Origin of the sequence: Pseudorhodoferax sp. LjRoot39 (assembly GCF_964253035.1) — a bacterium.
Classification (GTDB): Bacteria; Pseudomonadota; Gammaproteobacteria; order Burkholderiales; family Burkholderiaceae_C; genus Pseudorhodoferax.
In genome coordinates this window covers 5,639,593-5,662,476 of sequence record NZ_CAXUQL020000001.1, presented here as the reverse complement: position 1 = coordinate 5,662,476, position 22,884 = coordinate 5,639,593, and the positions used below count along the sequence as shown (strand labels likewise).

General features: G+C 69.6%; 19 protein-coding genes. 11 read left to right on the top strand and 8 right to left on the bottom strand.

The annotated features are described in order from the left end of the window. Positions 1-54: 54 nt before the first annotated feature. Entirely contained in the window at positions 55-2,580 is a 2,526-nt protein-coding gene (locus ACSQ4M_RS26325; RefSeq protein ID WP_436192347.1) for a membrane-bound PQQ-dependent dehydrogenase, glucose/quinate/shikimate family, read from the bottom strand. 222 nt (positions 2,581-2,802) lie between these two features. Here ACSQ4M_RS26325 and acs point away from each other — a divergent pair, with 222 nt between their 5' ends. Further along, a complete protein-coding gene (gene acs / locus ACSQ4M_RS26320) occupies positions 2,803-4,806 on the top strand; it encodes an acetate--CoA ligase (RefSeq protein WP_436192346.1) in 2,004 nt (667 codons plus the stop codon). Positions 4,807-4,932: 126 nt separating this feature from the next. On the opposite strand, the gene ACSQ4M_RS26315 is transcribed toward acs, so the two are convergent. From ACSQ4M_RS26315 to ACSQ4M_RS26305, 3 genes are all read right to left on the bottom strand, one after another. Continuing rightward, the gene (locus ACSQ4M_RS26315; protein ID WP_436192345.1) at positions 4,933-5,547 is read right to left on the bottom strand and encodes a glutathione S-transferase family protein; all 615 of its coding nucleotides are present in this window, start codon (positions 5,545-5,547) and stop codon (positions 4,933-4,935) included. A 59-nt stretch (positions 5,548-5,606) separates the two neighbouring features. Further along, positions 5,607-6,320: a helix-turn-helix transcriptional regulator gene (locus ACSQ4M_RS26310; RefSeq protein ID WP_436192344.1), complete on the bottom strand. Its 714-nt coding sequence runs from the start codon at positions 6,318-6,320 to the stop codon at positions 5,607-5,609. A gap of 86 nt (positions 6,321-6,406) precedes the next feature. After that, the gene (locus ACSQ4M_RS26305) at positions 6,407-6,718 is read right to left on the bottom strand and encodes a c-type cytochrome (protein WP_436192343.1); all 312 of its coding nucleotides are present in this window, start codon (positions 6,716-6,718) and stop codon (positions 6,407-6,409) included. Positions 6,719-6,812: 94 nt separating this feature from the next. Between ACSQ4M_RS26305 and ACSQ4M_RS26300 the strand changes: the two genes are divergently transcribed. Beyond that, positions 6,813-7,055, top strand: a complete 243-nt coding sequence (locus tag ACSQ4M_RS26300) for a TIGR04438 family Trp-rich protein (RefSeq protein ID WP_436192342.1) — start codon at positions 6,813-6,815, stop codon at positions 7,053-7,055. Positions 7,056-7,070: 15 nt separating this feature from the next. Here the strand turns inward: ACSQ4M_RS26300 and ilvD are convergent, their stop codons facing one another. Then, positions 7,071-8,762: a dihydroxy-acid dehydratase gene (ilvD, locus tag ACSQ4M_RS26295; RefSeq protein ID WP_436192341.1), complete on the bottom strand. Its 1,692-nt coding sequence runs from the start codon at positions 8,760-8,762 to the stop codon at positions 7,071-7,073. Positions 8,763-8,862: 100 nt separating this feature from the next. Here ilvD and ACSQ4M_RS26290 point away from each other — a divergent pair, with 100 nt between their 5' ends. Then, positions 8,863-9,801 (top strand): LysR family transcriptional regulator, encoded by a 939-nt coding sequence (locus ACSQ4M_RS26290; RefSeq protein WP_436192340.1) that lies wholly within the window; start codon positions 8,863-8,865, stop codon positions 9,799-9,801. Between the two features lie 7 nt (positions 9,802-9,808). On the opposite strand, the gene amt is transcribed toward ACSQ4M_RS26290, so the two are convergent. Together amt and ACSQ4M_RS26280 are read right to left on the bottom strand one after the other, a co-directional pair. Further along, positions 9,809-13,213, bottom strand: coding sequence for an ammonium transporter (amt, locus tag ACSQ4M_RS26285; RefSeq protein ID WP_436192339.1), 3,405 nt, complete (start codon positions 13,211-13,213; stop codon positions 9,809-9,811). 128 nt (positions 13,214-13,341) lie between these two features. Next, the gene (locus ACSQ4M_RS26280) at positions 13,342-14,247 is read right to left on the bottom strand and encodes a LysR substrate-binding domain-containing protein (RefSeq protein WP_436192338.1); all 906 of its coding nucleotides are present in this window, start codon (positions 14,245-14,247) and stop codon (positions 13,342-13,344) included. 102 nt (positions 14,248-14,349) lie between these two features. On the opposite strand from ACSQ4M_RS26280, the gene ACSQ4M_RS26275 reads away from it, so the two are divergent. The 6 genes from ACSQ4M_RS26275 to ACSQ4M_RS26250 all read left to right on the top strand — a co-directional run bounded on the left by ACSQ4M_RS26275 (position 14,350) and on the right by ACSQ4M_RS26250 (position 19,838). Beyond that, complete coding sequence (locus ACSQ4M_RS26275) at positions 14,350-15,123, top strand: SDR family oxidoreductase (protein ID WP_436192337.1); 774 nt, start codon at positions 14,350-14,352, stop codon at positions 15,121-15,123. Positions 15,124-15,157: 34 nt separating this feature from the next. After that, entirely contained in the window at positions 15,158-16,534 is a 1,377-nt protein-coding gene (locus ACSQ4M_RS26270; protein WP_436192336.1) for an aldehyde dehydrogenase family protein, read from the top strand. A gap of 4 nt (positions 16,535-16,538) precedes the next feature. Then, positions 16,539-17,069 carry a hypothetical protein gene (locus ACSQ4M_RS26265; protein WP_436192335.1) on the top strand — a complete coding sequence of 177 codons (531 nt, stop codon included), beginning with the start codon at positions 16,539-16,541 and terminating at the stop codon, positions 17,067-17,069. Positions 17,070-17,120: 51 nt separating this feature from the next. Next, the gene (locus tag ACSQ4M_RS26260) at positions 17,121-17,390 is read left to right on the top strand and encodes a hypothetical protein (protein ID WP_056664420.1); all 270 of its coding nucleotides are present in this window, start codon (positions 17,121-17,123) and stop codon (positions 17,388-17,390) included. Positions 17,391-17,497: 107 nt separating this feature from the next. Continuing rightward, positions 17,498-19,285, top strand: a complete 1,788-nt coding sequence (locus ACSQ4M_RS26255; protein ID WP_436192334.1) for a monovalent cation:proton antiporter-2 (CPA2) family protein — start codon at positions 17,498-17,500, stop codon at positions 19,283-19,285. Continuing rightward, positions 19,260-19,838, top strand: coding sequence for a DUF924 family protein (locus ACSQ4M_RS26250; RefSeq protein ID WP_436192333.1), 579 nt, complete (start codon positions 19,260-19,262; stop codon positions 19,836-19,838). Before ACSQ4M_RS26255 ends, ACSQ4M_RS26250 begins: the two co-directional genes overlap by 26 nt. A 27-nt stretch (positions 19,839-19,865) precedes the next feature. Here ACSQ4M_RS26250 and ACSQ4M_RS26245 read toward each other — a convergent pair whose 3' ends face one another. Beyond that, the gene (locus tag ACSQ4M_RS26245) at positions 19,866-20,648 is read right to left on the bottom strand and encodes a GntR family transcriptional regulator (RefSeq protein WP_436192332.1); all 783 of its coding nucleotides are present in this window, start codon (positions 20,646-20,648) and stop codon (positions 19,866-19,868) included. A gap of 286 nt (positions 20,649-20,934) precedes the next feature. On the opposite strand from ACSQ4M_RS26245, the gene ACSQ4M_RS26240 reads away from it, so the two are divergent. Both ACSQ4M_RS26240 and ACSQ4M_RS26235 read left to right on the top strand, forming a co-directional pair. Then, positions 20,935-21,900, top strand: coding sequence for a 3-hydroxyacyl-CoA dehydrogenase (locus tag ACSQ4M_RS26240; RefSeq protein ID WP_436192331.1), 966 nt, complete (start codon positions 20,935-20,937; stop codon positions 21,898-21,900). A 24-nt stretch (positions 21,901-21,924) separates the two neighbouring features. Then, entirely contained in the window at positions 21,925-22,851 is a 927-nt protein-coding gene (locus ACSQ4M_RS26235; RefSeq protein WP_436192330.1) for a 3-keto-5-aminohexanoate cleavage protein, read from the top strand. Positions 22,852-22,884: the final 33 nt, after the last annotated feature.

The window sequence follows — 22,884 nt, the reverse complement described above, 5'->3', positions numbered from 1 at the left end:
ACGGCATGTCCACCGGATGGGCCCGCCGTCGGCGGCAGCGGGGCGCCCTGTGCTTCAGTTCCTGGGCAGGGCGTAGGCGATGATGGAATCGCCGGGCGTCGTGCCGAGCGACCCGTGCCCCCCGGCCACCACCAGCAGGAACTGGCGGCCATCGGCCGCGGTGTAGGTCATCGGCGTGGCCTGGCCGCCGGCTGGCAGCCGGCTCTCCCAGAGCTGTTCTCCGCTGGTCACGTCGTAGGCACGCACGTAGTTGTCGAGCGTGCCCGACAGGAAGGCCACACCACCGGCGGTGACGATGGGGCCGCCCAGGTTGGGCACGCCCATGCGCAGCGGCAGCGGGATCGGCGAGAGGTCGCGCACCGTGCCGTTGCGGTGCTGCCAGACGATCTTGCCGGTGCTCAGGTCGGCTCCGGCCACGTAACCCCAGGGCGGGGCCACGCAGGGCACGCCGAGGGGCGAGAGGAAGGGGCGGAGCTGGACGGCGAAGGGCGCGCCGAAGTTCTCGTTGAGGGCGGGCAGGGCGCCAGCGGGCGGCCCGTCTTCCTGCACCACCAGCGCGGTGTCGTTCGGCCGCGGCACCAGCGTGGAGACGAAGGGCAGGTAGGTCGGCGTGGTGAAGGCGATCTGCCGGCGCGGGTCGACCGCCACACCGCCCCAGTTGAACACGCCGAAGTTGCCGGGGTGGATCAGCGAGCCCTGGGTGGACGGCGGCGTGAAGCGGCCTTCGTAGCGCAGGCGCTTGAACGCGATGCGGCAGGCGAGCTGGTCGAACATGCTCACGCCCCACATGCTGCGCTCGCGCAGCACCGGCGGGTCGAAGGAGATGGCAGCCCGCGGCTGCGTGGCGGCGGTGCGGTCGCCCTGTGCTGCGCCCTGCGGTGCGGGAGCCTCTTCCTGCGGGCGAAGGGGCACGCCGGTGCGCCGGTCGAGCACGAACAGTTCTCCCTGCTTGGTGGGCTGCACCAGTGCGGGGATGGTCTGGCCGTCGATGCGCAGGTCGACCAGGGAGGGCTGGGACGGCACGTCGTAGTCCCACAGGTCGTGGTGCACGGTCTGGTAGACCCAGCGCACCTGGCCGGAGGCGAGGTCCAGCGCCACCACCGACGACGAGTACTTCTCGACCGCTTCGCTGCGGTTGCCACCCCACTGGTCGGGCGGCTGGTTGCCCATGGGCACGTAGACCATGCCCAGCGCTTCGTCCACGCTGGAGATCGACCAGCTGTTCGGCGAGTTGACCGTGTAGCGGGCCCCCGGCGCGATGGGGGCGGTGGCATCGGGGTTGCCGGAATCCCAGTTCCAGACCAGGGCGCCGGTGTCGATGTCGAAGGCGCGGATCACACCGGACTGCTCTGCCGTGGAGACGTTGTCGAGCACGGTGCCGCCGACGATGACGAGCCGCGCCGTCACGACCACCGGCGAGGTTGCGTAGTAGGCGCCCGGGCGGTGGTTCGGCATGTGGGCCCACAGGTCGATTTCCCCCTTGCCGCCACCGAAGGCAGCGCAGGGGACGCCGCGCTCGGGGTCGAGTGCGACCAGGCGCCCGTCGGCCGTGGGCATGAACAGCTTGCCGTGGGGGCAGGACGCAGCCATGGCGCCGGGCGTGGCGCCGGCTTGCGGGACGGGTGCGGGTGCAGGCGGCGTGGCACCAGCGGACGCGTCGGCGGCCCCGGCGCTGGGCTGCGGGGTGGCGGGTGGCTGGTACGACAGCCCCCGGCAGGTCAGGTGCTGCAACGCGAGGTCGCGGCCGACCTGGGGGGCGTGGCGCCAGATCTCCTGTCCCGTGGTGGCGTCCAGCGCCAACACGGTCTGGTGCGGGTTGCACAGGTACAGGCGGTTGCCGATCTTCAGCGGCGTCACCTGGTAGGTGGTTTCCACGGGGTCGCCCGGCTGGCCGCGCAGGTCGCCGGTGTGCACGTGCCAGGCAACCTGCAGATCCTTGACGTTGGCCGGGGTGATGTCGGCCAGCGGCGAATAGCGTTGGCCGAACCCGGTGCGGCCATAGGCATGCCACTCGCCCGCAGGCACGCCGCGCACGGCGGTGCCCTGGTCGACGAGGGCGCCCTGCGATGGCGGCAGTGCGCCCTGCAGCGAGTGCACGTCGCGCACCCAGGTGAGTGCCGACAGCACGGCAAAGCACGCCATGGCCACGCTGAGGACCATGCCGCCGCCCCGGCGCCACGAAGGCATGCGGGGCGCGCGCAGAGGGCGGCCGAGCGGTGCCGGTGCTGGCTGCAGTCCGCGGCCGTGGTCCAGCCGGCGCAGCGTCCAGGGCAGCAGCATCAGCAGGCCCAGAACGAACAGCACGCCCATGCGGGCGGCCAGGGGCCACCAGTCCAACCCGGACTCCCAGACGGCCCAGCCCAGTGAACCGGCGAACAGCAGCGCGAACGCCCACAGCGCCGACGGCGCGCGCCGGTGCACCAGCGACCCGGTGAGCACGAGCAGCAGGCCGGCCACGGCGTAATAGACGCTGCCGCCCAGGACCATGAGCCAGACGCCGCCGCCCAGCAGGAAGAGCCCCGGGAGCGCCAGCAGCAGGCCGAGGATCGTGGTGTACAGGCTGCGCGGCTTGTTCTGCATCGTCTGGCTTTCCGAAACGCCCCATGCTGGGGGAGCGCGACGGCCGTCGGTGTAGGCCGGCATGCCCAATCGGCCGAAGGCGATTTCCAGGGCAGTCGACGCCGGGCCCGTGGCTTGGGTGAAGATCGGGGGGGCGTGCGCCGGCCGCGTGTGTCAGTCGCCTGTAAGAGCCAGGCCGGACAGTCGCCGCCATTTCCCGCGTGCCACCAGAGGAGACAAACCATGAGCACTTCCCCGACGTCGTCGGCCATCGAATCCGTGCTGGTCGAGAACCGTGTGTTCGACCCACCCGCCGCCGCCGTGCAGGGCGCCCGCATCGCCGGCATGGCGGCGTACCAAGCCCTGTGCGATGAAGCGGAGCGCGATCCGCAGGCCTTCTGGGCGCGGCTGGCGCGCGAGAACCTGGCCTGGACCAAGCCCTTCACGCATGTGCTCGACGAGTCCAAGGCCCCGTTCTACCGCTGGTTCGACGACGGCCAGCTCAACGTCTCGGCCAACTGCCTGGACCGGCACATGGGCACGCCCGTGGAAGGCAAGACGGCCATCGTGTTCGAGGCCGACGACGGCACGGTCACGCATGTCACGTACAAGCAGCTGCTGGCACGCGTGGCGCAGTTCGCCAATGCGCTCAAGGCCCAGGGCATCGCCAAGGGCGACCGCGTGGTGGTCTACATGCCCATGGGCGTGGAGGGCATCGTGGCCATGCAGGCCTGCGCGCGCATCGGTGCCACGCACTCCGTGGTGTTCGGCGGCTTCTCGGCCAAGGCGTTGCAGGAGCGCATCATCGACGCGGGCGCGGTGGCCGTGGTCACGGCCAACTACCAGCTGCGCGGCGGCAAGGAGCTGCCGCTCAAGTCCATCGTCGACGATGCGCTGGCCCTGGGCGGCTGCGACACCTTGAAGACCGTGCTGGTCTACGAGCGCACGCCCACGGCCTGGAACAAGGTCGAGGGGCGCGACAAGACCTTCGCCGAGGCGCTGGCCGGGCAGGGCCTGGAATGCGCGCCGGTGCCGGTGGATGCCGAGCACCCGCTGTTCATCCTCTACACCTCGGGCTCCACCGGCAAGCCCAAGGGCGTGCAGCATGCCAGCGCGGGTTACCTGCTGTGGGCCAGGCTGACCATGGACTGGACCTTCGACCTGCGGCCGGACGATGTGTTCTGGTGCACGGCCGACATCGGCTGGATCACCGGCCACAGCTACGTGGCCTACGGGCCGCTGGCGGCCGGTGCCACGCAACTGGTGTTCGAGGGCATCCCGACCTTCCCGCATGCCGGCCGCTTCTGGCAGATGATCGAGAAGCACAAGGTCTCGATCTTCTACACCGCGCCGACGGCGATCCGCTCGCTGATCAAGGCGGCCGACACCGACGCCAAGGTGCACCCGAAGAACTGGAACCTGCAGAGCCTGCGCATCCTGGGTTCGGTCGGCGAGCCGATCAACCCCGAGGCCTGGATGTGGTACCACCGGAACGTGGGCGGTGAGCGCTGCCCCATCGTCGACACCTTCTGGCAGACCGAGACCGGCGGCCACGTGATCACGCCGCTGCCGGGCGCCACGCCGCTGGTGCCGGGCTCGTGCACGCTGCCGCTGCCCGGCATCGCAGCGGCCATCGTCGACGAGACCGGCAAGGACATCGCCAATGGTTCGGGCGGCATGCTGGTCATCAAGCGGCCCTGGCCCTCGATGATCCGCACGATCTGGGGCGACCCCGAGCGCTTCAGGAAGGCCTATTTCCCCGAGGAGATGGGCGGCACCATCTACCTGGCCGGCGACGGCGCGGTGCGGTCCACCGACCGCGGCTACTTCCGCATCACCGGCCGCATCGACGATGTGCTCAACGTCTCGGGCCACCGCTTGGGAACCATGGAGATCGAATCGGCGCTGGTGTCCAAGACCGACCTCGTGGCCGAGGCCGCAGTCGTGGGCCGGCCCGACGACGTGACGGGCGAGGCCGTCTGCGCGTTCGTGGTCTTGAAGCGCGCGCGGCCCACGGGCGAGGAGGCCAAGGCCATTGCCGCGGAGCTGCGCAACTGGGTGGCCAAGGAGATCGGCCCCATCGCCAAGCCCAAGGACATCCGCTTCGGCGACAACCTGCCCAAGACGCGCAGCGGCAAGATCATGCGGCGGCTGCTGCGCTCCATCGCCAAGGGCGAGGCGATCACGCAGGACACGTCAACGCTCGAAAACCCTGCAATCCTGGATCAATTGGCGCAAGCCAATTGATCCAGGCGCGCCGCAGGCGCGAGCGCGTAGCGCTTGCAGGGTTTGACGGCACTCATATCGCCGCAGGCGATGTGATGTGCCGGCAGAATCCGGCCATCCTTGAGCAGTTGGGCCAGGCGTACTGAATCAGGCGCGCTCGGGGATCGGCCCATCCAGTTCGTTCGCACGCGCAGCCGCAGGGCGGTTGCGGTGCAGTTCGACGAAGCGCGTGAACGCGGGCAGCGCCGGCAGCAGCTGGAACTGCAGATACCAGCCGATGTAGGCCGAGACCAGCAGGTCGGCGGCCGTGAAGCCGTCGCCCGCCAGGTGGTCGCGGCCCTCCACGGCGCCGGCCAGCGTCTGCACCAGGTCCTCCTCGGTGCCGAAGCCGGCCGTGCCCGGCTCGGGCAACTTGGCGCCGATGGACTTGGCCACCATGAGCTGCTCCAGCGGGCCCATGAAGCTGATCCAGCGGTAGTAGGGGCCGCGCGCCGGGCTGCCCGCGGGCGGCGCCAGCTTCTTCTCGGGCACCAGGTCGGCCAGGTACATGCAGATGGCGGCGTTCTCGGTCACGACGGTCTCGCCGTGCCGGATCGCCGGCACCTTGCCCATGGGGTTGATGGCGCGGTAGGCGGCGGCCTTCATGCTGGTGCCGTATTCCAGGATCTCGGTCTGGTAGGGCAGGCCGGTTTCCTCCAGCATCCAGCGCGTCACGCGGGCGCGCGACATGGGGTTGGTGTAGAAGGTCAGTGCTGCGCTCATGGTGCGGGTCCTTTCGTTGTGTTGCGGAGAGTGCGGCACCAGTGTCGCGGGGGCGGGTGTCAGCTTCTGTCAGCAGCGTGCGCATGCCGCGCATGGCCCATGCGCACGCTCCAGCGGCGGATCAGCAGGTGGCGGCGCTCGGGGTAGCGCTCGCCCGTGTCGGTCAGGCCCAGCACGCGGTCGGCGCGGAAGTGCCGGAAATCCTGCCGCAGTTCGCACCAGGCGGCCATCAGCCGCGCCTGGTCGAAGAAGGCCATGGCGAAGGGCCATACGCGCCGCCTGGTGGTCTGGCCGGCCTCGTCGACGTAGTCCAGCCACACGGCGTGCTCGGCCCGCACGGCGTGGCGCAGGGCCGCGAGCCAGGGCGCGGCCAGCGATGGGCCCGAACGCGGGGGGACGAACAGGCCGCTGGTCTGCACCGCCATGCGCAGCGGCTCGGGCAGCGTGGCGCCGATGCGGTTCATCACACCCTCGGCGGCCTGCGCCAGCGCCGGGTCGGCGGACTGGCTGGCGACCCAGCGCGCGCCCAGCACCAGGGCCTCCAGTTCCTCTTCGCTGAACATCAGTGGCGGCAGCGTGAAGCCGGGCCGCAGCACATAGCCCACGCCCGGATCGCCCTCGATGCGCGCGCCCTGTTCGCGCAGGGTGGCGACATCGCGGTACAGCGTGCGCAGGCTGACGCCGGCCTGCGCCGCCAGCTGCGGCCCGGGCAGGGGCTGGCGCTGGGCGCGCAGATGTTCCAGCAGGTGCAGCAGGCGGGCGGCTCTCGACATGGCTGCAGTGTAGGCAGCCGTGCTCCCGCCGAACGCGCACAAAAAAGCCCGCTGCGCGGCGGGCTTGCTGCCGAACCGGGGCCGGCTTAACTGAGGCCCAGCACCCAGGCTGCCAGTTTCTTGGCGTCGGCCTCGTTGACCTGCGGGTTGGCGGGCATGGGCACCGGGCCCCAGACGCCAGAGCCGCCCTTCTGGATCTTGGTGGCCAGCTTGTCGACGGCTGTGCCGTCGCCCTTGTATTTGGCCGCAATGTCCTTGTAAGCCGGGCCGACCAGCTTCTTGTCGACGGAATGGCAGGCCATGCAGTTCTTGGACTTGGCCAGCGCCTCGTCGGCCCAGCTCGGCAGCGCCAGCACGCCGCCTGCCAGCAGGATGGCGCTCAGCAACACTCGTTTCATCGTTGTTCCTCGTAGGGGTTGGGGTACAGTCTTTCGACCCATTCTAGAGAGCCGGGTTCCCTGGCTCCAAGGCAACAAGCGCAAGGAGGCCGTCATGTATCTGCTGGGTTTGGGCCTGGTGCTGCTCGCGCTCAAGTGGGCGGAGTACGGCCCCGTCGCCGGCTGGGCCTGGTGGATCGTGCTGGCGCCTTTCGGGCTGGCCATGGCGTGGTGGGCCTGGGCAGATGCCTCGGGCTACACCAAGCGCAAGGCCATGGAGCGCGACGCGGCGCGCAAGGCCGCCCGCATCGACCGCCAGCGCGATGCCCTGGGCTTGAACGTAAGGAAGCGGCGCTGAGGCCGCTCCTTCGGATCAATAGTCGTCCAGCACCGCGCCCTTGCTGGCCGTGCTTGCGTTGAACGCGAACTTGGCCTGCACGCCGCGCGTGTAGCGCGGCTTGGGCGCCGTCCAGCCTGCGCGGCGCTTGGCGATCTCGGCCTCGGGCACGTTGAGCTCCAGCACCAGCTTGTGTGCGTCGATGGTGATGGAGTCGCCTTCGTTGACGAACGCAATCGTGCCGCCGGCCGCCGCTTCTGGCGCCACGTGGCCCACCACCATGCCCCAGGTGCCGCCGGAGAAGCGGCCGTCGGTGATCAGGCCGACGCTCTCGCCCAGCCCTGCGCCGATCAGCGCGCCCGTGGGCGCCAGCATCTCGGGCATGCCGGGACCGCCCTTGGGGCCCAGGTAGCGCAGCACCATCACGTCGCCGGCCTTGATCTTGCCGTCCAGGATGGCCTGGAGCGCCGACTGCTCGTCGTCGAACACGCGGGCCGGGCCGGTGATGACGGGGTTCTTGAGGCCCGTGATCTTGGCCACCGCGCCCTCGGGCGAGAGGTTGCCCTTGAGGATGGCCAGGTGGCCCTCGTCGTACATGGGCTTGTCGATCGGGCGGATCACGTCCTGGTCGGCGCGCAGTGCGGGCACGTCGGCCAGCGTCTCGGCAATCGTCTTGCCCGTGATCGTGATGCAGTCGCCGTGCAGCAGGCCGGCATCGAGCAGCACCTTCATGACCTGCGGGATGCCGCCGGCCTGGTGCAGGTCCACGGCCAGGTACTTGCCGCTGGGTTTCAGGTCGCAGATCACCGGCACCTTCTTGCGCATGCGCTCGAAGTCGTCGATGGTCCATTCCACGCCGGCCGTGTGGGCGATGGCCAGGAAGTGCAGCACGGCGTTGGTCGAGCCGCCCGTGGCCATGATCACGGCCACGGCGTTCTCGATGGCCTTCTTGGTCACGATGTCGCGCGGCTTGAGGTCCTTCTTGATGGCCTCGATCAGCACCTTGGCCGATTCCCTGGCCGAGTTCTCTTTCTCGTCGTGCGGGTTGGCCATGGTGGACGAGTAGGGCAGGCTCATGCCCAGCGCCTCGAAGGCCGACGACATGGTGTTGGCCGTGTACATGCCGCCGCAGGAGCCCGTGCCGGGGATGGCGCGGCGCTCGATCTGGGTCAGGTCTTCGTCGCTGAGGTTGCCGGCGGCGTTCTGTCCCACGGCCTCGAACACGCTGACGATGTTCAGGTCCTGGCCCTTGTAGCGGCCCGGCAGGATGGTGCCGCCGTAGACGTAGATGGCGGGCACGTTGGCGCGCAGCATGCCCATCATGCCGCCGGGCATGTTCTTGTCGCAGCCGCCGACCACCAGCACGCCGTCCATCCACTGGCCGCCCACGCAGGTCTCGATGCAGTCGCTGATGACTTCGCGGCTGACGAGGGAGTACTTCATGCCCTCGGTGCCCATGGCCATGCCGTCGGAGATCGTGGGCGTGCCGAAGACCTGGGCGTTGCCGCCGGCTTCCTCGATGCCGGCAATCGCCGCGTCGGCCAGCTTCTGCAGGCCCGAGTTGCACGGCGTGATGGTGCTGTGGCCGTTGGCCACGCCGACCATGGGCTTCTTGAAGTCGCCCTCTTCGTAGCCCATGGCGTAGAACATCGAGCGGTTGGGCGCGCGCGACTTGCCTTCGACGATGTTGGCCGAACGGCGGTTGATCTGGATGGTCTTGGTTTCCATCGTGTCTCTCTCGTGGGTGGATCGGGGGGAGCGCCGAGTATGCCAACGATGCCTGATTGGTTCCAATCGCTTCTGCTGCATTGATTGATATGCTGTGCATATGAAAAACGCTGCTTCGCCCGACCTGCGTGTGTGGCGCCAGTTCGCGGTGCTGGCCGAGGAATTGCACTTCAGCCGCGCGGCGCGGCGCCTGCACATGACGCAGCCGCCGCTGACCCAGGCCATCGCCCAGTTGGAGAAAGGCCTGGGCGTGGCGCTGTTCGAGCGCACGCGGCGCAGCGTGGCGCTGACCCCGGCGGGCGAGGCGCTGCTGCCCGAGGTGCGCGAGTTGCTGTCCCGTGCGGAGGGCCTCCCCGCGCTGGCCCGTGCGGCGACGGCGGGCGAGCACGGCCGTGTGCGGCTGGCCTTCGTCTCCACCGTGGGTTTCGCGCAGCTGCCGCTGTGGGTGCGCGACTTCCATGCCGAGCATCCGGGCGTGGCACTGGAGCTGGTGGAGGCCACCGGCGACGTGCAGCTGGACGCCTTCGCGCGCGGCAGCATCGACGCCGGCCTCATGCTGCACGCGCCGGGCCAGGCGCCGGCCGGGCTGGACCGTCTGGTGGTGGGCCAGGAGCCGCTGGTGCTGGCGCTGGGTGCGCGCCATGCGCTGGCGCGGCGCGATCCCTTGCCGCTGGCCGCGGTGCTGGCCGAGCCGTTGGTGCTGTTCCCGCGCCGCATCCTCCCTTCGCTGCACGACGCGGTGGTCGAGCTCTACCGCACGCACGGCGCCGTGCCGCTGGTGGCGCAAGAGGCGATCCAGATGCAGACCATCGTCAACCTGGTCTGGGGCGGCAACGGCCTGGCCTGGGTGCCGGCGAGCGTGATGCAGTTCCGCCGCGCCGGCGTGGTCTACCGCGAGGCAGCGCAGCTGGCCATGGGTCGCAAGCGGCCGGCGCTGCCGCTGTGCGAGACCAGCCTGGTCTGGCCGGCCGATGCGATGTCACCCGCGCTGGCCCGCTTCGTCGACTTCGTGCGCGCGCGGGTGGCCACCGCCGCTTAGCTTCGGATCACCGCGGCATCATGCGCACCGCGCCCTGGTCGGCCAGGGGCTGCGGAGCCCCGAGGTGGTAGCCCTGGGCGAAGTCGATGCCGATGGCTTCCACACGGCGCAGGATGTCTTCGTCGGCCACGTACTCGGCGATGGTCTTGAGGCCCATCACATGGCCGATGGCGTTGATGGCCTCCACCATGGCCAGGTCGATGGGATCGTGCACGATGTCCTTGATGAAGCTGCCGTCGATCTTGAGGAAGTCCACCGGCAGGTTCTTGAGGTAGGCGAACGAGGACAGCCCGCTGCCGAAATCGTCCAGCGCGAAGAAGCAGCCCAGCTGCTTGATCTCGCGGATGAAGGGCACGACCTTGCTGAGGTTGGCCACGGCCGAGGTCTCGGTGATCTCGAAGCAGACGGCGCCGTGCGGCAGCCGCAGGCGCTCCAGCGTGTCGCGCAGGTCCTGGCGGAAGCGCTCGTCGGACAGCGAGGCGCCCGACAGGTTGATGCTGTAGACGCCGGGCAGTGCGCCCTCGCGGCGCACGCGGTCGCCGATCCAGGCCAGCGTGTTGCGCACCACCCACTGGTCTACCCGCGGCATTAGACCGTAGCGTTCGGCCGCGGGCAGGAAGCTGCCTGGCGTGATGAGGCGGCCGCCTTCCTCCATGCGCACCAGGATCTCGAAGTGCGGCGCGCGGTCCACGCCCGAAGGCAGCGGCACGATGGCCTGGGCGTACAGGCGCAGCCGGTCTTCGTCGAGCGCGTTCTGCAGCCGCGTGGCCCATTGCATCTGGCCTTGCTGCTCCATCAGCGCGTGGTCGTTGATCTGGTAGACGTGGATGCGGTTGCGGCCCTCGTCCTTGGCTGCATAGCAGGCGGCGTCGGCGGCCGACAGCACGGCGCCCAGGTCGCGGTCGGTGCCCAGCACGGGCACCAGGCCGATGGACACGCCGATCGAGAAGGACTTGCCCTCCCAGGCGAAGCGGAAGTCGGCGATGTCCTCGCGGATCGCATCGGCCAGGGTGATGGCGCGCTGCATGGGGCAGGACTCCAACACCAGGCCGAACTCGTCGCCGCCCAGGCGCGCCAGCATGTCGGAGGCGCGCAGGTGGCTGCGGACCAGCGCGGCCACCTGGCGCAGGAGCTCGTCGCCTGCCACGTGGCCGCAGGTGTCGTTGACGAGCTTGAACTGGTCCAGGTCGAGGAAGCACACCACATGGGTCTGGCCCTCGTCGCGCGGGCGGTCCAGCAACTCGCCCAGGCGGCGCTCGAACGCGCGCCGGTTCGGGATGCCGGTCAATGCGTCGTGGCTGGCCTGGTGCTGCAGCTCCTGGGCCAGGTTCAGCGTGACCGTCACGTCGTGGAACACCAGCACGGCGCCGATCAGAAAGCCCTCGCGCGAGCGGATCGGCGCAGCCGTGTTCTGCACCGGGATGGGCAGCTCGTCGCGCCGCAGCAGCAGTGCATGGTCGAGCCGCGCGACCACCTGGCCGCGCGTGAGCACCTCGCGCACGGGCACGGGCAGCAGGTCGCCGCTGTGGGCGTCGCGCAGCCGGTAGATCTCGTTGATGGAGCGGCCCTGGGCCTCGGCGGCCGACCAGCCCGTCAGCCGTTCGGCCACCGGGTTGATGTACTGCACCATACCCGCCTCGTCGGTGGTGACCACGCCGTCGCCGATGGAGGCCAGCGTGACCTGGGCCAGGTCGCGCTCGCGGTGCAGCTGGGCCTCGACGTGCTTGCGCTCGGAGATGTCGCGCACGGTGCCCGTGAAGCGCAACTCCGGCCCCACATGGTTCTCGCTGACCGAGATCTCGTAGACCACGCGCGGCGCCCCGGAGCGGACCTTGCGCAGCTCCAGCTTGGTGCCGGGGCGGCACAGGTCCTCGCGCGCTGCCGGCCCGCTGTAGCCGGCCTGGCGCAGCAGCGCCTGGAACGGGTGGCCGACCACCTGGTCGGCGCTGAGCTGCAGCAGCTTCTCCGCACCGGGGTTCAGGCTGGTCAGCACGCCATCGCGCGTGAAGGTGACGATGCCGTCGCGCATGTCGCGCACGATGGCGCGGGTCTGGTCGGTGGCGGCCTCCAGCGCGCCGATGACGCGGTTGTAGGCCGAGGCCACCTGGCCGACCTCGGTGAAGGGCTCCACCGGCACGCGCTGGCGCAGGTCGCCGCTGCGCCGGTGTTCCTCCATCGCGTCCACGAGTTCGATGAGGTCGGTGCGCGTGCCGTGCTCGGACACGTTCAGGCCCACGTGCTCGTCCTGCGGCCGCACGCGCAGCGGCCCGAAGCGGCCGATGCCGCGCAGCAGCAGCCAGGCCATCAGGCAGGCCCACAGGCAGCAGGCGAGGGCGCCCAGCAGTTGCACGCCGATCTGCTCCAGCCGCGTGTTGCCGTTGGCGATGCGCTCCAGGTCGCCGAACAGGCCGACCGACAGCGTGCCCCAGATGCCGGGCGCCAGGTGCGCCGGGATCGCGCCGACCGCGTCGTCCAGGCGCCAGGCCAGCAGCCACTCGGACACGAACACCATCAGCACGGCGGCGACCCCGCCGATCAGCCAGGCCGACAGCGGCGAGACCACATGGCAGTTGGCCGTGATCGCCACGAGGCCTGCGATGGCGCCGTTGATCAGGTAGCCGATCTCGCAGTAGCCGCGGCGCCAGATGCCCATGGCGATGCCGCCGACGATGCCGGCGGCACCGCCGATCACGGTGTTGACCACGATGCCGGGCACGCGCGCGTTCAGCGCCAGCGTGCTGCCGCCGTTGAAGCCGAACCAGCCGAAGAACAGGATCAGCACGCCCAGCATGGCCAGCGGCAGGTTGCCGGCCGGCAGCGGCCGCGGCGGCTCGCCCGGCACGAAGCGGCCGGTGCGCGGGCCGATCATGGCCACGGCCACCAGCGAGACCCAGCCGCCCACGCTGTGCACGACCGTGGAGCCGGCGTAGTCCACGAAGCCGAGCCGCGCCAGCCAGCCGCTGGGCCGGCCTTCCAGGATGCCGCCCCAGGCCCAGTGGCCGAACACCGGGTAGATCACCATGGCCACGCCGGCCGTCACCGCCATGTAGGTCGAGAAGCGCATGCGCTCGGCCACCGCGCCCGAGACGATGGTGGCCGAGGTGGCACAGAACATGAGCTGGAACAGCACGAAGGCCATCAGCGGCGCGCTCAGCGAGAGCTGGTCGGCCAGGCCGAAGTGCGAGAACCCCAGCCAGCCGTCCTGCGAGGCGCCGAACATGAGCCCGAAGCCGACCATCCAGTACACGGCCGTGGCGATGGCGAAGTCCGCCACGTTCTTGACCGCCACATTGATGGAGTTCTTGTTGCGCGTGAGGCCCGATTCCAGGCACAGGAAGCCGGCCTGCATGGAAAACACCAGGGCCGAGCAGAGCAGGATCCAGAGCAGGTCCAGCGGCTGGGCGGCGCTCACTGCCGCGCTCCGGCAGCGGCGAGCAGGAAGGTGAGGGTGGGAAAGGCGGGGGGCATCGGATCGGGTGTTTGTGTCTCCGATGCAGACAAGCAATTTGCATTCCCGGCTGTATGCCGGGATGGCCAACGTCAATCCAGGTGGGGTGCGAGCAGGTCCTCGATCCAGGCAGCAAAGGCCTGCACGCGGTCGGCCAGGTGGCGGCGGTGCGGGTAGACCAGGTGCACGGGCATGGGCGGTGGGCACCAGGGCGACAGCACCTCGACCAGGGCACCGCTCTGCAGGTGGTCCTGCACGTCGTAGGCCGGCACCTGGATCAGCCCCATGCCGGCCACGGCGCAGGCGATGTAGGTCTCCACATTGCCGGCGGCCACATTGCCGGGCAGCACGGCCGAGCGGGTGCGGCCATCTTCGGTCCATTCCCAGGGCGCGTAGCGCCCGCCCGCGGCGGGCGCGTAGTTCACCTGGCGGTGCTGCCGGGTCAGCAGATCCTGGGCGGTGCGCGGCGTGCCGTGGCGCGCCAGGTAAAGCGGGCTGGCGCAGCTGATCACCGCGAACGAGCCGAGCGGGCGCGCCACCAGGCTGCTGGGCGCCAGCGTCCCGACACGCAGCGCGCAGTCCACGCCGTCGTGCACCAGGTCCACGGCCCGGTCGCTGGAGCCGAGTTCGAGTTCCACGCCGGGGTGGCGGGCCACGAAGTCGGGCAGTGCCGGCGCCACCAGCCGGTGGGCGATCCGGCTGGGCATGTCCACGCGCAGCCGGCCCTTGAGGCCCTGGCCTCCCGCAGTGAACTGCTGTTCCAGTGCCTCCATGCCATGGACCAGCGAACGTGCGCGCTCCAGCAGGCTCTCGCCCTCGGCGGTGAGCCGCACGCGGCGGGTCGTTCTGTGCAGCAGGCGCGCGCCCAGGCGGGTCTCGAGCTGCTGCAGCGCACCCGAAACGCTGGCGCGCGGCAGGCCGAGCTGGTCCGCCGCCAGGGTGAAGCTGTTGCATTGCGCAATGCGCAGAAAGATGCGGAGGTGGTCCAGCCGGTCCATGATTGTTCGGGATTCCTGGATGGTGTAGACGAAGGTGCCGACTTTATCTCGATTGTTTCCAAACATAGACTTGCCCCTCCATTCCATACAAAGAGGTAATGCATGTCTTCTCCGACCCTCAAGGACAAAGTGGCTGTCGTGACCGGCGGCGGCAAGAATCTCGGTGCGCTGATCGCCCACCAGTTCGCCGACGGCGGCGCGCGGGGCCTGGTGCTGCACTACAACAGCGACGGCTCGCGTGACGAAACGGAAAAGACCGCCGCCGCGCTCAAGGCCAAGGGCGTCGACGTGCTGACCTTCCAGGGTGACCTGTCCGTGGTCGACAACTGCGTGCAGCTGTTCGACCGGGCCGTCGGGCATTTCGGCGAGGTCAACCTGGCGATCAACACCGCAGGCGTCGTGATCAAGAAGCCGATCCTGCAGGTCACGGAAGACGACTACGAGAAGAGCTTCGCGGCCAACTCCAAGGCGGCGTTCTTCTTCATCCAGCAGGCCGGCCGCGTGCTGGCCGAGCGCGGCAGCATCGTGACCATCGTGAGTTCGCTGCTGGCGGCCTACACCGATTCCTACGCCGTCTACCCCGGCAGCAAGGCGCCGGTGGAGCACTACACGCGCGCGGCTTCCAAGGAGTTCGGCGCCCGCGGCATCAGTGTCAACGCCATCGGCCCCGGCCCCATGGACACGCCGTTCTTCTACGGACAGGAGTCCAAGGAATCGACGGCCTACCACGCGTCGGCCGCTGCGCTGTCGGGCTACTCTAAGAAGGGCTTGACGGACATCGAGGACATCGCCCCGATCGTCAAGTTCCTGGTCACCGAAGGCTGGTGGATCACCGGCCAGACCATCTTCGCCAACGGCGGCTACACCACCCGCTGAGCGTTGCGGCACGCGCCGCCCAGGAGCGTCGACCATGAACCGATTCCAAGCCGTGTTGGATCGCCAACGGGAATTCTTCTTCAGCGGCGCGAGCCGGTCCCATGCCTGGCGCATGGACCAGCTCGGGCGCATGGAGCGGCTGCTGCGCGAGAACCAGCAGGCGCTGTGCGATGCGCTCTACCAGGACTTCCGCAAGCCGCCCTTCGAGCAGTTGTTCGAGATCACGGTGCCGCTGGGCGTGGTGTCCTACTACCAGAAGAACCTGGCCGGACTCATGGCGCCGCAGCCCGTCGCGATCCCCAAGGGCCTGGAGGCCACGGGCAACCGCGGCGTGATCCACAAGGAGCCGTACGGCGTCACGCTGGTGATCGGGCCCTTCAACGCGCCCATCCTGCTGCTGCTCGACCCGGCCATCGCCGCGCTGGCGGCCGGCAACACGGTGGTGCTCAAGCCGGCCAACACCACGCCGCGCGTGGCGGCGCTGCTGGCCGAGCTGGTGCCGCGCTACTTCGCACCCGAGGCCGTGTCCATCGTCACGGGCGGGCGCGAGGAGATCGCCTCGCTGCTGGAGCTGCCGTTCGACTTCATCTTCTTCACCGGCAGTTCCGCTGTGGGCAAGGTGGTCATGCGGGCGGCGGCCGAACATCTCACGCCCGTGGTCCTGGAGCTCGGCGGCCAGAACCCCACGGTGGTCGACGAGACCGCCAACCTGGACATCGCGGTGGACCGCATCGCCTGGGGCCACAACGCGATCTCGGGCCAGTGGTGCATCGCACCGGGCTACGTCTACGTGCACCGCTCCATCGCCGACGATTTCATCGCGCGGCTCAAGCGTTCGCTGACCGCGATGTACGGCACCGATCCACAGCAAAGCCCCGACTTCGCGCGCATGATCAGCACGCACGACACCGAGCGCGTGGCCTCCTACATCCTGCCGGACAAGGTGGTGCACGGCGGCCGCTACGAGGTGGCCGACCGCTACGTGGAACCCACCGTGCTCTATCCCTCGACCTGGGACGATCCGGCCATGCAGCAGGAAGTGTTCGGCCCCGTGCTGCCGGTGCTGCCCTACGACGACTTCGACGCCATGGTGGAGACCGTGATGCGCAAGCCCAAGTCGCTGGCGGCCTACATCTTCAGCAAGGACCAGGGCCACATCGACCGCTTCCTGGGGTGCGTCTCCTTCGGCGGCGGCTGCGTGAACCAGACCAACCTGCATTGCTGGATCGACAGCCTGCCGTTCGGCGGCGTGGGCTATTCGGGCATGGGCAAGTACTACGGCAAGGCCGGCTTCGACGCCTTGTCCAACACCAAGGCCATGCTCCTGGGCAACCCCGACCAGGTGCTCGATGTGTTCCCGCCCTACGCGGGCAAGGACATCGCGAAGAACCTGTCGGTCTTCTCGGAGTGAACACATGCGCATTTGCATTTCCACCAGACGCCGATGGCTGGCCGCTGCGGCGGCACTGCCCCTGGGCGCCGCGCTGCCGGGTTGCGCCAGCTCCGGCGCCACGCCACCCGGCCCCGGCATGAAGGCCTCGACCACCTACCTGCACCTGCTGGCCAAGGTGCCGATGTTCCGCGGCATGTCGAACGAGCAGCTGCAGTGGGTCATCGACCATTCGCGCGAATGGTCGGTGGAGCCCGGGGCCGAGGTGGCCAGCAGCCAGCGCGGCATGGCCAGCTTCTGGACGCTGCTCGACGGCGGCTGGCGCCTGGAGGTGGCCGGCCGCGGCATCGAGGCCGGCCACGCCGACCCGGCCAAGTGGTATGGCGGGCGCGACATGGCCGCCCTCGCCATGCCGCCCACCCGGCTGGTCGCCACGCGGAACAGCTACGTGATGGAGATCGCACAGCCCGAGCTGGACGAGATGCTGCGCCGCAGCCTGCCGCTGGCACCGCACCTGCGGGCCGGGCTGGACTTCTACCGCACGCTGGTACGCTAGCAAAGTGCCCCATGCGGTGCACATGTTTCAAATCTTGAAAGGGAGGCTGCCATGCACATGGCGATGACGATGGGGGCGGGGGTGTTGCTGCTCGTGGTGTTCGTGTTGTTCGGATGGCTGTGGGGCGCCAGCGGCACTGCCATGGCGCTGGCCGCCAAGGCCTTCATGCCGGTCTGGCTGCTGGTCGCGCTGCTCAACATGTGGGTGGGCGTGACGCACGCTGGCTATACAGTGCGGGAAGAACTGCCGATCCTGCTCATCGTGTTCGCCGTTCCGGCGGTGGTGGCAGGCCTGGTGGCCTGGCAACTGTCGCGCAGCTGATCACGAGAAGAAGCATCCGTTCGGGGTGCGGACCCCGTTGATCCGTGGTGGATCTGGGCGCGGCCTGTCGACAGGGCCGCGCTTTTTTGTTTTTCGGGAGGGCCTCGATGGCTGTTGAAGGAAGTGCGAACGATCTGGTCCGCGTCGTCAGTCTGCTCGGAGCGGCGGTGGTCGGCGTGCCGTTGTTCAAGCGGCTCGGGCTGGGCTCGGTGCTGGGCTACCTGGCCGCGGGCCTGGCCATCGGGCCGTTCGGTCTCAGGCTGTTCGACGATCCGCACGCCATCCTGCACGTGGCCGAGCTCGGCGTGGTGATGTTCCTGTTCGTGATCGGGCTGGAGATGCAGCCCTCGCACCTGTGGAGCCTGCGGCGCCAGATCTTCGGGCTCGGAAGCCTGCAGTGCCTGGTCTGCGGCCTGCTGCTGACGCTGGTGGGCGTGGGCTTCGGCTTCCCGCTGGCCGTGTCCTTTGTGAGCGCCATGGGCTTCGTGCTGACTTCCACGGCCATCGTCATGCAGCTGCTGGGCGAGCGCGGCGACATCGCCGCGCCGCGCGGCCAGCGCATCGTCTCCATCCTGCTGTTCGAGGACCTGCTGATCGTGCCGCTGCTGGCCATCGTCGGCATCGCACCACCGGCGCTGGACGCCGCGGCGGTGGCGCCTTCGCGCTGGGGCGTCGTCGGCCTGGCGCTGGGGGCGCTGGCCGCGCTGGTGGCGGCCGGCGTGTGGCTGCTCAACCCGCTGTTCCGCGTGCTGGCCACGGCCAAGGCGCGCGAGGTGATGACGGCGGCCGCGCTGCTGGTGGTGCTGGGCGCGGCGCTCCTGATGCAGCTGGGCGGCCTGTCCATGGCCATGGGCGCCTTCCTGGCCGGCGTGCTGCTGTCCGAATCGACCTTCCGCCACCAGCTGGAGGCCGACATCGAGCCCTTCCGCGGCCTGCTGCTGGGCCTGTTCTTCCTGGGCGTGGGCATGTCGCTGGACCTGGCCGTGGTGGCGCGCAACTGGCCGCTGATCGCGGCCGGCGTGGTCGCGATGATGGCGGTCAAGGCGCTGTGCATCTACGGCGTGGCGCGGCTGGCCAAGAGTTCGCATGCCGATGCGCTGGACCGCGCCGTGCTGATGGCCCAGGGCGGCGAGTTCGCCTTCGTGCTGTTCGCCGCGGCGCTGGGCGCAGGCGTGATCGACGCCACGGTCAATGCCAACATGACGGCCATCGTGGTGCTGTCCATGGCGCTCACGCCGCTGGTGGTGCTGCTGCACGGGCGCTTTGGCCCGCGCCCCGCGACTTCGATGGAGGGCGTGGAGGCCGCGCAGGACCGGCGCGCCAGCGTGCTCGTGATCGGCTTCGGCCGCGTCGGCCAGATCGCCAGCCAGGGCGTGGTGGCGCGGGGCGCGTCGCTGACCGTGATCGACAACGACACCCAGGTGATCCGCGATGCCCAGTCCTACCTGGGCTTCAAGGTCTACTACGGCGATGGTGCCCGCGCCGACGTGCTGCACGCGGCCGGCGCCCACAGCGCCAGCGCCATCCTGGTCTGCGTGGACGACAAGGCTGCCGCCACGCGCATTGCCGAGAACGCCAAGGCCGAGTGCCCGCACGCGCGCGTGCTGGTGCGCGCCTTCGACCGCGAGCATGCTTTGGCCCTGGTCAAGACTGGCGGCGCGGACTACGTGGTGCGCGAGACCTTCGAGTCGGCCATGCTGCTGGGCCGCGAGGCCGTGCTGGCCACGGGCGCCACGCCCGAAGAGGCCGATGCCGTGATGGCCGATCTGCGTCGCCTGGACGGCGAGCGCTTCGACCTCGAGGTGGCCGGCGACGCCTTCGCCGGCAGGGCCCTGGTGCTGGGCCATCTGCGCAACAAGGAGAACGACGATGCCACGCAAGCCAAGCCCGCCTGAAGACAAGGCCGTGCCGCTGACGGAGGCCGCCGCCGTCGTGCAGTTCTGGCGCGACGCCGGTCCTGCGCGCTGGTTCGCCAAGGACGCGGCCTTCGACCGCCAGTTCCGCGAATGCTTCCACGACCTGCATTTCGCCGCGGCCGCGCGCCGCTGCGACGCCTGGGCCGCGACGGCCGAGGGGGCGCTGGCCCTGCTGCTGCTGCTCGACCAGTACCCGCGCAACAGCTTCCGCGGCACCGGCCACATGTACGCGACCGACCCGCTGGCGCGCATGTTCTGCCGCCAGGCGCTGGACGCCGGCCTGGATCGGCAGGTGCCGCAGGACCTGCGGCTGTTCTTCTACCTGCCGCTCTCGCATTCCGAGCAGCTGCCCGACCAGGAGCGGGCGCTGGCGCTGAACCGCGCGCTGGGCGAGCCGTTCGCCAGCCATGCGCAGGGCCACCTGGACATCGTGGCACGCTTCGGCCGCTTTCCGCACCGCAACGCCATGCTGGGGCGGCAGTCTTCTGCGGACGAAGAGGCGTTCCTGAAGGCCGGCGGATTTGCCGGCTGACGCGACGCGCTTGCGCGCGCTGCAGCACTAGCCTGGCCGCTTGCTCGCGCGGACCTTGCGCGCACCTTTGGCCGCAGCCGCGGCGCCGGCCGTGCGTGGCTGCGCCGGGGACGCCACCTCTTCGGCCAGCAGCACGCCGGCAGACACGATGTAGTCCGCTGCGCCCAGCAGGTCGCCGGCCAACGCCGCGCTCGCCGCGGCGGCGTCCTGGTTCCTCAAGGCCGCGATGATGCGCTCGTGGTGGTCGACCGACACGTGCTCTGTGATGCGGGCCGAGCCCGAGCGGAAGTCGTAGTTCAGGATCGGGCCGATCCGCAGCCACAGCGATTCGATCATCTCCAGCAGCATGGGCATGCCGGCCTGCCGGTAGATCGCGAAATGCAGCTCCTTGTTGAGCGCGATCAGGTTCGAGCTGTTGGGCCGCTTCAGCGCCATCTCGCGCGCGAAACGCTCGTTCACGGCCGCGATCTCCTGCAGCCCCGCAGCGTCGACCAGGCTGGCGGCACGCGCCGTGGCCAGGCCCTCCAGGTGCACGCGGATGTCGGTGATCTCGCGGAACTGCCGCACCGTCAACGTGGGCACGCGCAGCACCCGGTTGGGCAGCAGTTCCAGCGCCTTCTCCGACAGCAGGCGGTGCACGGCTTCGCGCACCGGCATCACGCTCACGCCCAGCCCCTCGGCAATGGTGCGCAAGGACAGCTGTTCTCCTGGCACCGCCCGCCCGCTCATGAGCAGGTCGCTCAACTGCTTGTAGACGTCGCCGCTGAGCGTCTGGCGGGTCAGTGGCGTGACGAGGGTGGAAAGGTCCATGCTGGCGCGGATCTGTTGCTGTTCGGTGTGATCTTTTAGCACACACCACGAAGCGCCGGCAGTTCTGCTTTGATCGCAGAAAGTAGATATTTGGTATTTGCGATATGTGATCACAGTGGATATGATTGCACCGGGACACGGGAGAGCCCTGCCATCGGGGGCCTTCATCTTTCACCTGCCACCTCTTCACCGACCAGGAGCACGACATGCACACCAGATCCCGCGGAATCGCCGCCGTCGCCGGCGCGCCGCACTTCGGCGCGCGCGCTGCGTTGGAGCGTTCGCCATGACCGCTTCGTTCGAGGGCGCGCCGCGCTCGGAGCAGCCCGTCGCGGTGGTCGGTGCCGGGCTGATCGGCCGCGCCTGGGCGATCGTGTTCGCACGCGCCGGCCATCCGGTGCGGCTGCACGATGCCGACGCGGCCACCATGGCCGGCAGCCTGGCCTACATCGGCGAGCGGCTGGACGAACTGGCCGGCTTCGGCCTTCTGCAGGACGCACCCGCGGTGGTGCTGGCCCGCATCCGCTGCGAGGCCGACCTGGCAGACGCCGTGCGCGGCGTGGTCATGGTGCAGGAGAACATCCGCGAAACCGTGCAGGCCAAGACCGCGCTGTTCGCCCAGCTCGACGCGCTGGCGCCACCGGACGCCGTGCTCGCCAGTTCCACCTCCTGGCTACCCGCGTCGCTGTTCACTGCGGCACTGCCGGGCCGCGCACGCTGCCTGGTGGGCCATCCGACCAACCCGCCGTATCTGGTGCCGCTGGTCGAGCTGTGCCCTGCGCCCTGGACCGACCCGCAGGTCATGCAGCGGGCCCATGCCATGTACGCGGGCGCCGGCCAGACCCCGGTGTCCCTGTCCCGCGAGATCGCCGGCTTCCTGCTCAACCGCGTGCAGGCCGCCGTGCTCAACGAGTGCTTCTCGTTGTTCGAGCAGGGGCTGGCCAGTGCCGGCGACATCGACAAGGTGCTCAAGGACGGGCTGGCCCTGCGCTGGTCGTTCATGGGGCCGTTCGAGACCATCGACCTCAATGCGCCAGCCGGCGTGAAGGACTACGCGCAGCGCTATGGCCAGCAGAACCGCGACACGCTGGCCGATGCGCCGCCGTTTGGCTGGAGCGCCGACACGGTGGCCCGCGTGGACGCAGAGCGCCGCGCGCAGCTCGACGTGGCCGACATCGGCAAGCGCTCGGCCTGGCGCGACCGCCGGCTGATGGCGCTGGCGGCGCACAAGCGCCAGGCCCCCCTTTCCTGAGCCTGCACATCCCCTGGAGACCCCATGTCCCGCAAAGTCATCATCACCTGCGCCGTCACGGGCGCGATCCACACCCCGTCGATGTCACGCTACCTGCCGGTCACGCCCGCGCAGATCGCCGAGTCGGCCATCGGCGCTGCCGAGGCCGGCGCCGCCATCGTGCACCTGCATGCGCGCAACCCCGAGGACGGCAGCCCGTCGCAAGACCCCGCGCTGTTCCGCCAGTTCCTGCCGCAGATCAAGGCCGCCAGCAACGTGGTGATCAACCTCACCACGGGCGGCGCGCCCACCATGTCGCTGCAGGACCGCCTGCGCCCGGCGCACGAGTTCAAGCCCGAGGTGGCCTCGCTCAACATGGGCTCGATGAACATGGGTCTGTACCCCATGCTCAACCGCTTCAAGGCGTTCGAGCACGCCTGGGAGGAGCCCTACCTGTCGGGCAGCCACGACCGCATCTTCAAGAACACCTTCACCGACATCGCGCACATCCTGCAGTCGTGCAGCGACAACGGCACCCGCTTCGAGATCGAGTGCTACGACATCGGCCACCTCTACACCGCCGCGCACTTCATCGAGCGCGGGCTGATCAAGCCGCCGTTCCTGATCCAGTCGGTGTTCGGCATCCTGGGCGGCATCGGCGCCCACCCGGAAGACGTGCTGCACATGCGCCGCACGGCAGACCGCCTGTTCGGCGACGCCTACAGGTGGTCGGTGCTGCCGGCCGGGCGCAGCCAGATGACGATCGGCGCGCAATCGGCCGCCATGGGCGGCCACGTGCGCGTGGGCCTGGAGGATTCGCTGTGGAACGGCCCCGGCGAGCTGGCCAGGACCAACGCCGAGCAGGTGCGGCGCATGCGCAGCATCCTGGAAGGCATGTCGCTGGTGGTGGCCACTCCGGACGACGCGCGCGAGATCCTGCAACTCAAGGGCGGCCAGGACGTCGCGTTCTGACTCCCACGACACCCCACAACAACGGAGACGAAT

Bases quoted from the DNA above. Each gene is read 5' to 3' on its own strand.
- ACSQ4M_RS26300 (WP_436192342.1), top strand. From the start codon at position 6,813: ATGTATCTGCTGGGTTTGGGCCTGGTGCTGCTCGCGCTCAAGTGGGCG.
- ACSQ4M_RS26260 (WP_056664420.1), top strand. From the start codon at position 17,121: ATGCACATGGCGATGACGATGGGGGCGGGGGTGTTGCTGCTCGTGGTG.
- ACSQ4M_RS26290 (WP_436192340.1), top strand. From the start codon at position 8,863: ATGAAAAACGCTGCTTCGCCCGACCTGCGTGTGTGGCGCCAGTTCGCG.
- ACSQ4M_RS26240 (WP_436192331.1), top strand. From the start codon at position 20,935: ATGACCGCTTCGTTCGAGGGCGCGCCGCGCTCGGAGCAGCCCGTCGCG.
- ACSQ4M_RS26280 (WP_436192338.1), bottom strand. From the start codon at position 14,247: ATGGACCGGCTGGACCACCTCCGCATCTTTCTGCGCATTGCGCAATGC.
- ACSQ4M_RS26270 (WP_436192336.1), top strand. From the start codon at position 15,158: ATGAACCGATTCCAAGCCGTGTTGGATCGCCAACGGGAATTCTTCTTC.
- ACSQ4M_RS26275 (WP_436192337.1), top strand. From the start codon at position 14,350: ATGTCTTCTCCGACCCTCAAGGACAAAGTGGCTGTCGTGACCGGCGGC.
- ACSQ4M_RS26265 (WP_436192335.1), top strand. From the start codon at position 16,539: ATGCGCATTTGCATTTCCACCAGACGCCGATGGCTGGCCGCTGCGGCG.
- ACSQ4M_RS26325 (WP_436192347.1), bottom strand. From the start codon at position 2,580: ATGCAGAACAAGCCGCGCAGCCTGTACACCACGATCCTCGGCCTGCTG.
- acs (WP_436192346.1), top strand. From the start codon at position 2,803: ATGAGCACTTCCCCGACGTCGTCGGCCATCGAATCCGTGCTGGTCGAG.
- ACSQ4M_RS26235 (WP_436192330.1), top strand. From the start codon at position 21,925: ATGTCCCGCAAAGTCATCATCACCTGCGCCGTCACGGGCGCGATCCAC.
- ACSQ4M_RS26255 (WP_436192334.1), top strand. From the start codon at position 17,498: ATGGCTGTTGAAGGAAGTGCGAACGATCTGGTCCGCGTCGTCAGTCTG.
- ACSQ4M_RS26315 (WP_436192345.1), bottom strand. From the start codon at position 5,547: ATGAGCGCAGCACTGACCTTCTACACCAACCCCATGTCGCGCGCCCGC.
- ACSQ4M_RS26310 (WP_436192344.1), bottom strand. From the start codon at position 6,320: ATGTCGAGAGCCGCCCGCCTGCTGCACCTGCTGGAACATCTGCGCGCC.
- ACSQ4M_RS26305 (WP_436192343.1), bottom strand. From the start codon at position 6,718: ATGAAACGAGTGTTGCTGAGCGCCATCCTGCTGGCAGGCGGCGTGCTG.
- ilvD (WP_436192341.1), bottom strand. From the start codon at position 8,762: ATGGAAACCAAGACCATCCAGATCAACCGCCGTTCGGCCAACATCGTC.
- ACSQ4M_RS26250 (WP_436192333.1), top strand. From the start codon at position 19,260: ATGCCACGCAAGCCAAGCCCGCCTGAAGACAAGGCCGTGCCGCTGACG.
- ACSQ4M_RS26245 (WP_436192332.1), bottom strand. From the start codon at position 20,648: ATGGACCTTTCCACCCTCGTCACGCCACTGACCCGCCAGACGCTCAGC.